Source organism: Caloramator mitchellensis, assembly GCF_001440545.1.
GTDB classification, from domain to species: domain Bacteria; phylum Bacillota; class Clostridia; order Clostridiales; family Caloramatoraceae; genus Caloramator; species Caloramator mitchellensis.
The window spans coordinates 30,529-43,025 of record NZ_LKHP01000005.1 but is presented as its reverse complement, the minus strand read 5'-3'; the positions used below and the strand labels follow the sequence as shown (position 1 = coordinate 43,025).

Below are 12,497 nucleotides of genomic sequence, written 5' to 3'. Positions count from 1 at the left end.
TTTACTTAAATTATATTCATGCTCTCCAACTATATTCCATTAAGCTCTTCCTTTATCTTATTCAACATTTTTAAATCTTCCTTGCTCAAGTTAGCCTTCTTTAAAAGGTCTGGTCTTCTTAGATAAGTAATTCTTAAAGATTGATATCTTCTCCATATCTCTATATTCTTATGATGCCCAGAAAGCAGGACGTCAGGAACTCGCATGCCTCTAAATTCCTCTGGTCGAGTATATTGTGGATATTCAAGCAAACCGTTATAAAATGACTCGTCTTCATAGCTTACGTTGGTTGATAAAACTCCCGGAATCAACCTCGAAACACTATCTATTATTACCATGCTTGCAAGCTCCCCACCAGTTAACACATAATCTCCAATCGTAATTTCCTCATCTACAAGCGGCATTATCCTTTCATCAATTCCTTCATAGTGTCCGCAAATTAACATAATATGTTTTATGTTTGCTAATTTTTTTGCCATTTCCTGGTCGAATTTTTTTCCTCGTGGAGTCAGAAAAATTGTGAAAGGTTTATATCCATATTTTTTTTCAATATTTTCAACAGCATTATATATGGGTTCTACCTGCATTACCATTCCAGCCCCGCCGCCATAAGGATAATCGTCTACTTTTTTATGTTTGTTGTTTGTAAAATCCCTAATATTAATCCTATTTATTTCAATCAGACCTGTCTCTTTTGCCCTTGCAATAATGCTATAATCGAATACATCGAACATTTCAGGAAAGAGCGTCAACACCTCAAATTTCATATCAATCCCTCAATCATATTTATTTTCATTGTTCTACCATTTATGTCTACTTCCTTTACAACATCCTTTATCGCTGGAATAAGAATAATTTTTCCTTCATCAGTTTCTAATTCATAAACATCATTGCTTCCTGTTGAGAATACAGATTTTATATTGCCATAAAGTTTTCCGGACTCAACGTCTACAACATTTATTCCAATTAAATCTGCAATAAAGTATGTATCCTCAGGAAGTTTGACTGCATTTTCCCTATCAATGTATAAATATTGTTCCTTTAATTTTTCTGCTGCATTCATGTTTTCAATCCCATCAATTTTTAATATGACGATATTTTTGAAAAACTTAACTCCATTTACCTCTTTTTTTATAAAATTATCATTTGATTTTAGGAATACAAACCTTAAATCTTTAAACCTGTTGATATCGTCAGTTAAAGGATAAACCTTTAGTTCCCCCTTAACTCCGTGTGTATTTATTATTTGCCCAATTTTTAAATATTCTACCATACAAATCACCCTCATAAAAAATAGTGAAAAAGAGTTAGGTATCCCTAACTCTTTATATTATCTCCACAACAACTCTTTTATTCATTTTTGTTGCTGCAGCTTTAACTACAGTTCTAATAGCTCTAGCTATTCTACCCTGCTTGCCAATTACTTTTCCCATATCTTCAGGAGCAACCTTAAGTTCAATAATAACAGATTGCTCTCCTGCTATTTCATTGACAACAACTGCATCAGGGTTATCCACAAGTGCCTTAGCAATGATTTCAACTAATTCCTTCATTTTAAGCACCCCTTTATTCAATGATGCCTGCCTTCTTTAAAAGATCTCTAACAGTATCTGTTGGTTGAGCACCGTTTGAAATCCACTTCTTTGCCTTTTCTACGTCGATTTTTACGTCAGCTGGTTCAGTTGTTGGATTGTAATATCCTAATTCTTCGATAAATCTACCATCTCTTGGTGATCTTGAATCAGCAACTACCAATCTGTAGAAAGGTGCTTTCTTAGCTCCCATTCTTCTTAATCTAATCTTTACTGCCATGTATTTCACCTCCTTAAAATATTGCATTTATTTATTTAAAGAAAGGAAATTTGAATTTTCCTTTTTTCATATGCTTTTGCATATCAGCAAACTGTTTCATCATCTTTCTGGCCTGCTCAAAGTTCGATAACAACTTGTTTACATCCTGAATCGTTGTTCCTGAACCTTTAGCAATTCTCTTTTTTCTACTTGAATTGATTATTGAAGGATTTTTTCTTTCTTCCTTAGTCATAGATTTAATAATCGCTTCTATTCTTGCCATTTCCTTTTCATTTTCATTTAAATCTATATCATCGAGTTTGCTTGTATCTAGTCCAGGAATCATTTTAATCAAGTCCTTCAACGGTCCCATTTTCTTCATTTGAGACATCTGGTCAAGAAAATCTTCAAGAGTAAATTCGTGTTTTTCAAGCTTTTGTTGCATTTCAAGCGCTTTTTTCTCATCTATTGTCTGTTGAGCCTTTTCAATTAGGCTAAGAATATCACCCATTCCAAGTATACGTGATGCCATTCTGTCTGGGTAGAATATTTCCAAATCGCTCAACTTTTCTCCAACACCAGCAAACTTTATGGGTTTTCCTGTTACTGCCTTTACAGAAATCGCAGCACCACCGCGAGTATCGCCGTCAAGTTTAGTTAATATTACGCCAGTTATATCCAATTTTTCATTAAAACTTTGAGCCACATTTACTGCATCCTGTCCTGTCATCGCATCAACTACTAGCAATGTCTCAAACGGCTCAACTTCACTTTTGATATTCTGCAACTCTTCCATCAATTCCTGGTCAATATGAAGTCTTCCGGCTGTATCTATAATAACTACGTCTTTTGCGTTTTTCTTAGCATTTTCAACTCCAGCTTTGGCAATATCTACAGGATTTGCCCTATCCCCTAAAGTAAATACCGGAACATCTATTTGCCCGCCGAGTATCTGTAACTGCTTGATAGCTGCTGGTCTATAAACGTCAGCTGCTACTAACAATATTGATTTGTTTGACTTTTTCAAGTGGAGTGCAAGTTTAGCAGCCATTGTTGTTTTACCAGCACCTTGAAGACCAACTAACATAATGACTGTAGGAGGTTTTGGCGATATATTTATCTTGCTTTCTCTGCCTCCCATAAGCATAATCAACTCTTCATTTACAATTTTGATTACATGCTGTCCAGGAGTTAAGCTTTCCATAACCTCCTGCCCAACAGCTCTTTGGCTTACAGAATTAATAAAGTCCTTAACGACTTTATAGTTTACGTCTGCTTCAAGAAGGGCTAACTTTACTTCTCTCATAGCTTCTTTTACATCTTTTTCAGTAAGTTTACCTTTTCCTCTTAGCTTCTTGAAAGTCTCTTGCAATTTATGGGTTAAACCCTCAAAAGCCATAGCACGCCCTCCCATTATAATTCAATTAATTCATCTATAATATCTATCGCTTTGGTGATTCTATCATCTTTCATCGCAGATAAAATGCTTTTTACTTCAATTAGTTTTTGCCTTTGCTTTAGAAATTTGTCAACAAGCTTGAGGTCATCCTCGTATTGAAATAATATCTTTTCACTTCTTTTTATGATATCATGAACAGCCTGTCTTGAAATATTCAATTCCTCTGATATTTCACTTAAAGACATATCCTCTTCAAAATGATAGGACATTATCATCCTTTGCTTTTCAGTTAATAGATTTCCATAGAAATCAAGTAGTAAAGTGATAAAACTTAATTTATCCATAATTATCATCCTTTTATATACTATCAAAAACATCTACTGGTGTCAAGTATTTTTACTTAACACTTAAAATAATGCGTCTACAAACATTTCAGGGTCAAATGCCTGTAAATCGTCTATACCTTCACCAACACCTATCATTTTAACAGGGATATTTAATTCATTGTTTATAGCAATTACTACTCCACCCTTTGCTGTTCCGTCAAGTTTTGTTAAAACTATACCATTAACATCTGCAACGTCAATAAATTCTTTTGCCTGATGAATAGCATTTTGTCCTGTTGTAGAATCCAGAACAAGGAGCGTCTCTTTATAAAAATCCCGCCCTTCCTTCTCTATAACCCTGTTTATTTTTCTAAGTTCCTCCATTAAATTCTTTTTATTATGAAGTCTTCCTGCCGTATCACATATCAATATATCAACCTTTCTTGCCTTTGCTGATTGAATTGCATCGAATACCACAGCAGCAGGGTCAGCACCTTCTTTTTGTTTAATTACCTCAACTCCACACCTTTGGCCCCAAACCTCAAGCTGGTCTATAGCTGCTGCTCTGAATGTATCTCCTGCAGCCATCATGACCTTGTATCCTCTTGATTTAAAGAAATTAGCAATCTTACCTATTGATGTAGTCTTTCCTACTCCGTTTACTCCAACAACCATAAAAACTGCAGGTGTCTTAGGAGGAATTATATCAATGTTTTTATCCCCCCTCATTATTTCAACTATTATATTTTTTAATTCATCTTTTGCTTCTTGAATTTGATTGATTTTCTTTTCTTTTATTCTTTTCTTTAATTTTTCTACTATTGCAGTTGTAGTATTAAAGCCTACATCTGCGACTATTAGTGCTTCCTCAAGTTCTTCAAAAAAATCATCGTCTAATTCTGATGTAAAATTAAATATTGCCTCTACCTTTTGAGTCAAATTATCCCTTGTTTTTGTCAGACCTTCCTTAAGTTTTTCAAACCAGCCCATTAGATTGCCTCCTTTAATTTTAGTGATACTAATTTAGATACTCCCTTCTCCTCCATAGTAACACCATATAGAGCATCAGCAGCTCCCATGGACCCCTTTCTATGGGTTATTAAAACAAATTGCGTTTTATGGGAATAATGTTTTAAATAATTCGCAAATCTTAATACATTTGCATCATCGAGTGCAGCTTCAATTTCATCAAGGACACAGAATGGTGTAGGTTTAAATTTTAATAGTGCGAAAATCAAAGCAATTGCTGAAAGTCCCTTTTCACCACCTGAAAGCAAGCTTATACTTTGTAGCTTTTTACCAGGTGGTTGAACTATTATTTCAATTCCAGATTCCAAAATATTTTCTCCGTCTATTTTTAAATCTGCATGTCCTCCTCCAAATAATTCTTTAAAAGTTTCGTTAAAGTATTTTTTAATTATAGCAAAGTTTGCTTCAAATTGCACCTTCATTTTATTAGTAATTTCATCAATGACCTCAATTAAAGATTTTTCAGCATTTTCAAGGTCATCACGCTGAACTTTTAAGAAGGTATATCTTTCTTTTACTTTTTTAAGTTCTTCTATGCTTCCTATGTTAACCTCTCCAAGCTCTTTAATTTTGCTTTTGAATTCATTTATTTTTTTAGTAGATTCTAAATTATTAAATTCAGAAACTTTATATTTTAAAGCCTGTGGTATGCTCATCTCATATTCATCCCAAAGCCTTTGGTTTAATAGTTCTATTTCAGATTCCTGTTTAGCCTGCGTCATCTCTAATTTATGAACAATCCCGATTATATCTGATAACTCTCTATTCTTTTTATTTAATTGTTCTTCTATTTTTCCAGTTGTATCTATAATTTGGTTCTTTTTAATCAATAACTCATTTTCTTTTTCTTTACCATTTTTAAAATCCAATGTAAGTTTAAAAATTTCATCTTTAGTTTTGCTGATCTCATTATCAAACTCTAAAATTCTATTTTCAATAAATAAAATCTCTTTACTATATTCTTCTATTTTTAATTTACTTCTTTCAATTAAGCTCTCAACTTCTGTTATCTTTTCTTCTAAAGAATCCAATTCCTTTTTCTTTTCTGCAAAAATAATTTTTTCATTTGTCAATTTATTGTTAATGTCGTCTTTCATTTTTTCAAAATTCTTAAGAGCTTCATTTAATTCAATTAGTTCATTGTTTTTCTGTTTTTCTAGCAAGCTATTTCTTTCAATTTCTATAGAATAAGTATTTTTATCGTTTTCAATTTTTGAAAGTTCATTTGTAAGATGTTCAATTTCAACGTTCGATGCTTCTATCTCATTGTTTAGGTCGTGTATTTTATTTTTAATATCAGCTAATAAATTATTAAAGTTATTATCCTGAATATATGCATTATTAATTTTTGATTTTAAATCTTCTATTTCTAAAATGGCATTCTTTTTTTCAAACTCATTCTTTTCTATCTCAAAATCGAGTTGTTTAATTTTTTCTTTCTCTATATTCAATTTTTTTTCAATCTCAATAATATCATTTTTTCGTTTGAAAATACCTATATTCTTATAACTTGAACCTCCAGTTAAAGAACCTCCAATATTAATTATTTCTCCATCTAAAGTAACAATTCTAAAACTAAAATCAGTTTTTTGGGCTAAATTTATAGCATTATCTATATCATTGCAAATTAATGTTCTTCCAAGCAAATTAGAAACAACATTGCTATATTTTGAGTTAAAATTCACTACACCCGAAGCAATGCCAATAAAACCATTAAACTTTTTAAAATCATCTTCTCTTAAAACATCTCTTGCTTTAACTGTGGTCAATGGTAAAAATGTTGCTCTTCCAGTTTTGTTTCGCTTTAAATATTCAATCATTTCCTTTGCATAATGTTCATTTTCAACGACTATATTTTGAACTGCATTTCCAAGCGCTGCTTCAATTGCCGTTTCATATCCCTCTGGAACATCAATAATATCTGCAACAGTCCCAATAAAGCCACTATTTTTATTGTATTTTTCAATAATAGATTTAACAGCTTTATTATATCCCTCATGTTCCTTTTCCATTTCAAGCAACATATTTAATCTCGCTTCATTTGTTTTCATATTTTGAAAAATTTTATTTTTGTCAATAATAAATTTATTTATTTTAGTTTCGATTTCCTTTAAATTATTTTGTGCTGCATTAATACTTTGGTTGTAAATATTTATGCTCTTATTAATAATATTTCTTTCGTTTGTCTTTTGATTGTATATTTGTTCAAGTTCATTCTTTTTATCAATTTTGCTTTTATTGATTAAATGTAAATTATTTAACTGTTTAGTTATGTTCTCCTCTATAAATAAAAGTGATGAGATTTTATTTTTTGTCTCAGACAAATTCTTTAGAACTTCTAATATGTCGTTCTTTTTATCTTCTATACTCTGTTCATGTTTTTTATATTCCTTATAATAATTATTTAATTCATTTTCATATTCTTTTATTTTTTCTTCTTGTCGTTTTAATTTTCCCTGAATGTAGTTTTTTTCTGATATCAGTTTTATTTTCTTTTGCTCTTCTAATTCAATATATTTTCTTAGGTTTTCAACATCTCCATTCAATCTATATTTATCATTAGTTGCATTCTCTTTTCTTTCAATAATTAAATTTAATTCAGCAGTTTTTCTTTGTATATTTTTATCAATTTCAAAATTTAAATTATACGTCTCATCATATTCTCTTAGAATTATATTTAATGCTTTTTTTTGTTTTTCAATTTGTTCTGTAAATGTTTGGATTTCTTCCATAATATTCTCTTTTTCTCTTACCTTCTTTTCTATTTCAATTGAAGTAATATCTAGCTTTTGCTTAATAATATCGTAATTGTATAATATTGAATTAATTTCAAGGTTCATCAAATCTTTCTTATACTCTAAATATTTCTCGGCCTTTTTTGCCTGCAATTCAAGAGGACTAATCTGAGATTCAAGTTCAGATATTATATCGTTAATTCTTATCAAATTTTGTCTTGTATTTTCAAGTTTTTTCTCGGCTTCAATTTTTCTTGATTTAAATTTTGTTATTCCTGTTGCCTCTTCAAAAATGCTCCTTCTATCTTCTGCCTTTGAGCTTAATATTTCTTCAACTTTTCCCTGACCAATAATTGAATAGCCATCAACACCTATTCCTGTATCCATTAATAGCTCATATATATCTTTTAATCTGCAAATCGAATTATTAAGCATATACTCGCTTTCTCCAGATCGATATAATCTTCGTGTAATTTTAACTTCATTATATTCAATAGGCAAAAGCCCATCTCCATTGTCTAAAATTAATGATACCTCAGCATAGTTTAATTGCTTTCTATTTTCTGTCCCTGCAAATATCACGTCCTCCATCTTGGCTCCACGTAATGTTTTTGCACTTTGTTCACCTAAAACCCATCTTATGGCATCTACAATGTTGCTTTTACCACTACCATTTGGGCCAACGATTGCAGTTATTCCATGAGTAAAATCTAAGTCAACTTTATCCGCAAAAGATTTAAATCCTTTTATTTCGACACTTTTTAATTGCAAGTATACCACCCCGAAATTAGCAATATCGAATACAGTATATCATTAATTTTATAACAATACAATGCAAAATAAAAAGACCTGCTACACAGGTCTTATCTTGGCTGAACTATAAATTTTATTGCAGTTCTTTCTTCGCCTTCTATTTCAATTTCTGAAAAGGCTGGAACAACAACAAGATCGATTCCATTAGGAGCGACATATCCTCTTGTGATTGCAATTGCCTTTACTGCTTGATTAACTGCTCCAGCGCCTACAGCCTGAATTTCAGCAGAAGCTCTTTCTCTTAAAACTGCAGCTAGTGCTCCTGCTACTGCTTTAGGTTGTGATTGAGCTGATACCTTTAAAATTTCCATGTAAATTCCTCCCTCGAATACTATTTTATATGATATATTCTATATCAATTAGAAAAATCCTTCTTTAAATAGAAATTTTTGCATAATCTTTTATAGACATTTTTCTACTTAATTTGTCGGATTCAAATAACAAGTATTCTCCTTCAAGGGAATAATCTGTTTCTATATTCAGTTTTATATTTTTTAGCCGTTCCTTGAGGTCATTGTAGTATTTTTTCTTTCCAGCATAAAGCTTTGAAATATAATTATTCGATATCCTGATTCTTAATAAATTTTCTTCATTAAAATATTCGTTTACAACAAATTCAATCATATCGCTCAAAATGCTTGACTCAACCAATTCTCTAAAGGAAGGGTGAAATGGACCTGCAATAACATCCTTTCCTAAATTAATACCTTCGCTGGCTTGTAATCCTATTCTAATTACAGGAATATCGCTTTTTAAGAACATTAAATAAACTTTTTTGCTCACAAATATAGCTTCATCTAAACTTAAAGGAGTATAAATCCCATTATAATACATCCATTCCATATATGTATCTTTAATAATTAATGCAGGATAAATTCTTACAAAATCAGGCTTTAATTCTATTATTTTTTGAGCAGTATCTATGTCTTTAATTAAATTATCCTTTGGAAGCCCTATCATCATTTGAAGTCCAAGTTTTAAACCAAAACTTTTTATTAATCTCACCGCATTAAACACGTCTTCTGTTGTATGACCTCTTTCTGATGCTTTTAAAACTTCTTCATCTAGAGATTGAACTCCTAATTCTATTATACCAACATTATACTTACTAAGATTTTCCAATATAAATCTGTTAATATAATCAGGCCTTGTTGAAATACGAATATCATCAATTTTACCTTCTAAGAGAATATTATTGGCAGCTTTTAGCAACTCATTTTGATAATCAACTGGAATTCCTGTAAAACTACCTCCATAAAATGATAACTCAATATGTGAATTATTCCTATCTATTGTCTTTAAATAATCATCTACCTGACTATAGACAAAGTTTTCATCTATTTCAATTTCTGAGCCTGTTATTTTTTTTTGGTTACAAAACACACAATCATGAGGACATCCTTTATGTGGAACGAATATCGGGATTATATAATATTTTTTATTCATCTAAATCTACTCCTAATTTTAATAATGCATTTTTTGCTGCTATCTGCTCTGCCTCTTTTTTGGATTTTCCTATTCCATTTCCATATTTAGTGTTATCTAAAAAAACGTCAATAGAGAAGGTTTTATTGTGATCCGGTCCCCAGGAATCAACAACATCATATTTAATTGCAGATAGTAAATTCTTTTGAACATATTCTTGTAATTTTGTTTTATAATCGATATATTCCTTCTTTTTTGCAATGGCCCCAATTTTATCTTTCAAATACTCTAACACAAAATCCTTTGCTCTATCATATCCTTTGTCTAGATATATAGCTGCAATAACCGCTTCAGTTGCATCGGCTAGAAGCGAATCTTTTTCTCGTCCCCCCGTCATTTCTTCTCCTCGCCCAATGCGAATAAAATGATTTATTTTTATTTTTCTAGCGATTTCTGCTAAAGACGCTTCACAAACAACACTGGCTCTTAAGCGACTTAGCTTTCCCTCTTCTCTATTCTTAAATTTCTTAAATATATATTCACTTACCACTAGTCCTAAAATAGAATCCCCTAAAAATTCCAACCTTTCATTATGTTCATTATAACTAAGTCCGTGTTCATTGGCAAAGGATGTGTGTGTTAAGGCATGGTCAAGCAATTTTATATCATCAAAATCAACTCTAATTATTTTTTCAAATTCTTTGAGTTGTTTTTGCCTTTCTTTTTCCATTACAACCTCCATAAAATTAAAGCCCCGAATAATCGGGACTAAATTACATATCTGTATGCTCCTTTATGTATTCAACAACATCTCCTACAGTTTGGATTTTTTCTGCGTCTTCGTCTGGTATTTCTAAATCGAAATCCTCCTCAAGAGCCATTATAAGCTCAACTATATCCAATGAATCCGCACCTAAATCATCAATAAAATGTGAATCCATAGTAATATCGTCTGTATCAACACCGAGTATATCAGATATTCTCTCCTTTACTTTTTCGAATATCATTGTCTTCACCTCCCTTCAAAGGATTCAAATATATAATATTATATAACCTCTAATGCGTCAACATAATTTATATCTTTTTGATAAATTAATATTATTCTAATTAATTATTTATTACTAAGTAAAAAAATTATTTTATAAATCATATTTTAAGACTTCATTCTCTATTGTTTCAATAATTTTACCTTCTATGCATCTAATAGCCTGTCCAGCTGCATTTTTAATAGCTTTTGCATCTGAGCTTCCATGTGCTTTTATAACATAACCCTTTATACCGATGAGTATCGCCCCACCATGTTCTGCATAATCAAAGTCTCTCTTGAACTTTTTAAAAACAGGCTTTAGAAATATCCCTCCAATCTTATTTCTTAAAGACGAATAAATTTCCTTTTTTAAAATATCGAATATAGTAGACGCGACACCCTCAAACAATTTTAGGACTACATTACCAACAAATCCATCTGCCAGGACAACGTCGCATTCTCCTTTTGGGATTTCTCTAGCTTCAATGTTTCCAATAAAATTCATGTTGCTGTTCTTCAACAGATTATAGCTTTCCTTTATGAATTCTGTTCCCTTTTCTTCTTCAGCCCCAATATTTATTATCCCAATTTTAGGATTTATCTTGCCTAAAACTTTCCTCGAGTAAATATCTCCCATTATGCCAAATTGAAGTATATTTTTGGGTTTACATTCAGCATTTGCTCCAGCATCTAACAACATAAATGCACCCTTCTCTCCTGGAATTACAGGTGCTAGAGCAGGTCTATCTATCCCGTTAATTCTCCCAACAACAAATAGTCCTCCCGCCAGCAAAGCTCCTGTGCTTCCTGCAGAAATGAATGCATCTGCCTCACCTTCCCGTAGCATTTTAAGACCTTTTACCATGGAAGAGTCCTTTTTCCTTCTAATTGCCATCGTGGGTGATTCATCATTTGTTATCACTTCGGAAGCATGAACAATTTCAATTTTATCATTCTCGTCAAATCCTATTTTTTGAATAATTTCACTTACTTTTTCTTTATCTCCAACCAGTAATGCTCGTATGCCATATTCCTTAACCGCCATCAATGCACCTTTTACGATTTCAAAGGGGGCATTATCTCCACCCATCGCATCAAAAATTATTTTCATATACTTACCTCCAAAATAAACATCACCCTTATTATACAATAATTTTATCAGATATAAAAGACAAAAGCACACCGTAAGGTGTGCTAAATTTCAATTATTTCTCAACTACTACTCTATCCTTGTAGTATCCACAATTTCCGCATACTCTATGAGCTAACTTCATCTCGTGGCATTGTGGACATTCTACCATACCTGGCATAGCAAGCTTCCAAGTTTGCGCTCTTCTCTTGTCTCTTCTTGTCTTTGAATGTCTTCTCGCAGGATTACCCATCGTTACACCTCCTCAATCGCCTTTAAAAAACTGTTTTAGCGTTTCAAGCCTAGGATCAATACTATCACTATGGCAATCGCATTGGCCTTGATTTAAATCTTGGCCACATATAGGACAAAGTCCTTTGCAATTTTCATTGCATAAAACTCTTAATGGTAGAGACAGAATTAAATTGTCAAAAATAGCATCATCTAGTTCAATTCTGTCCTCAATAATTGGATATATGTCTTCCCCCTGTTGTTTTGAGAATGTTTCTTCAAAATCAAATTCCAGAGGGTAATCAACTGGTTTTAAACAGCGTGAACAAATCGTTTCAATCATTGTTTCAACTTTAGCTCTAACAATGATAATTTGTCCATCGTAGTGAGCAATTCCTTTAAAATGAATTGGTGTCCTAAAAACAACCATCATATCGTCCCTTTGGAATTTATCGATTTTAAACAAAACATCAAAGGACTTTTGGCTTGTTTTTTTTCTAATAAGTTCCGAAACATCTAAAAACATGTGCTCACCTCAAATAACGCTACAATTCATTATATAAACTTGGCAGTATAATGTCAAGTTTTGTTA

General features: G+C 31.7%; 15 protein-coding genes. All 15 read right to left on the bottom strand.

The features are described 5' to 3' along the window. Positions 1-29 precede the first annotated feature (29 nt). Complete coding sequence (gene trmD / locus ABG79_RS05660) at positions 30-767, bottom strand: tRNA (guanosine(37)-N1)-methyltransferase TrmD (RefSeq protein WP_057978038.1); 738 nt, start codon at positions 765-767, stop codon at positions 30-32. Further along, the gene (rimM, locus tag ABG79_RS05655) at positions 764-1,273 is read right to left on the bottom strand and encodes a ribosome maturation factor RimM (protein ID WP_057978036.1); all 510 of its coding nucleotides are present in this window, start codon (positions 1,271-1,273) and stop codon (positions 764-766) included. The genes trmD and rimM overlap by 4 nt, the downstream gene beginning before the upstream one ends. A gap of 52 nt (positions 1,274-1,325) precedes the next feature. Next, on the bottom strand, positions 1,326-1,553 hold the full coding sequence (locus ABG79_RS05650; protein ID WP_057978034.1) for a KH domain-containing protein: 228 nt from the start codon (positions 1,551-1,553) through the stop codon (positions 1,326-1,328). 13 nt (positions 1,554-1,566) lie between these two features. Beyond that, positions 1,567-1,812: a 30S ribosomal protein S16 gene (rpsP, locus tag ABG79_RS05645; protein WP_057978032.1), complete on the bottom strand. Its 246-nt coding sequence runs from the start codon at positions 1,810-1,812 to the stop codon at positions 1,567-1,569. Positions 1,813-1,843: 31 nt separating this feature from the next. Further along, entirely contained in the window at positions 1,844-3,190 is a 1,347-nt protein-coding gene (gene ffh / locus ABG79_RS05640; protein WP_057978030.1) for a signal recognition particle protein, read from the bottom strand. A gap of 14 nt (positions 3,191-3,204) precedes the next feature. Then, positions 3,205-3,534, bottom strand: coding sequence for a YlxM family DNA-binding protein (gene ylxM, locus ABG79_RS05635; protein ID WP_057978028.1), 330 nt, complete (start codon positions 3,532-3,534; stop codon positions 3,205-3,207). A gap of 63 nt (positions 3,535-3,597) precedes the next feature. Next, on the bottom strand, positions 3,598-4,506 hold the full coding sequence (gene ftsY, locus ABG79_RS05630; RefSeq protein ID WP_057978027.1) for a signal recognition particle-docking protein FtsY: 909 nt from the start codon (positions 4,504-4,506) through the stop codon (positions 3,598-3,600). Continuing rightward, positions 4,506-8,051 (bottom strand): chromosome segregation protein SMC, encoded by a 3,546-nt coding sequence (gene smc / locus ABG79_RS05625; RefSeq protein WP_160318223.1) that lies wholly within the window; start codon positions 8,049-8,051, stop codon positions 4,506-4,508. Before smc ends, ftsY begins: the two co-directional genes overlap by 1 nt. Positions 8,052-8,143: 92 nt before the next feature. Next, on the bottom strand, positions 8,144-8,404 hold the full coding sequence (locus ABG79_RS05620) for a stage V sporulation protein S (protein WP_057978025.1): 261 nt from the start codon (positions 8,402-8,404) through the stop codon (positions 8,144-8,146). A gap of 64 nt (positions 8,405-8,468) precedes the next feature. After that, positions 8,469-9,539 (bottom strand): elongator complex protein 3, encoded by a 1,071-nt coding sequence (locus ABG79_RS05615; RefSeq protein ID WP_057978023.1) that lies wholly within the window; start codon positions 9,537-9,539, stop codon positions 8,469-8,471. Continuing rightward, entirely contained in the window at positions 9,532-10,248 is a 717-nt protein-coding gene (gene rnc / locus ABG79_RS05610) for a ribonuclease III (RefSeq protein WP_083490349.1), read from the bottom strand. Before rnc ends, ABG79_RS05615 begins: the two co-directional genes overlap by 8 nt. Before the next feature lie 43 nt (positions 10,249-10,291). Beyond that, positions 10,292-10,525: an acyl carrier protein gene (gene acpP / locus ABG79_RS05605; RefSeq protein WP_057978019.1), complete on the bottom strand. Its 234-nt coding sequence runs from the start codon at positions 10,523-10,525 to the stop codon at positions 10,292-10,294. Positions 10,526-10,657: 132 nt separating this feature from the next. Beyond that, on the bottom strand, positions 10,658-11,656 hold the full coding sequence (gene plsX / locus ABG79_RS05600) for a phosphate acyltransferase PlsX (protein WP_057978016.1): 999 nt from the start codon (positions 11,654-11,656) through the stop codon (positions 10,658-10,660). Between the two features lie 94 nt (positions 11,657-11,750). Beyond that, entirely contained in the window at positions 11,751-11,927 is a 177-nt protein-coding gene (rpmF, locus tag ABG79_RS05595) for a 50S ribosomal protein L32 (RefSeq protein ID WP_057978014.1), read from the bottom strand. Positions 11,928-11,939: 12 nt separating this feature from the next. Next, entirely contained in the window at positions 11,940-12,431 is a 492-nt protein-coding gene (locus ABG79_RS05590) for a YceD family protein (protein ID WP_057978012.1), read from the bottom strand. Between the last annotated feature and the right edge of the window lie 66 nt (positions 12,432-12,497).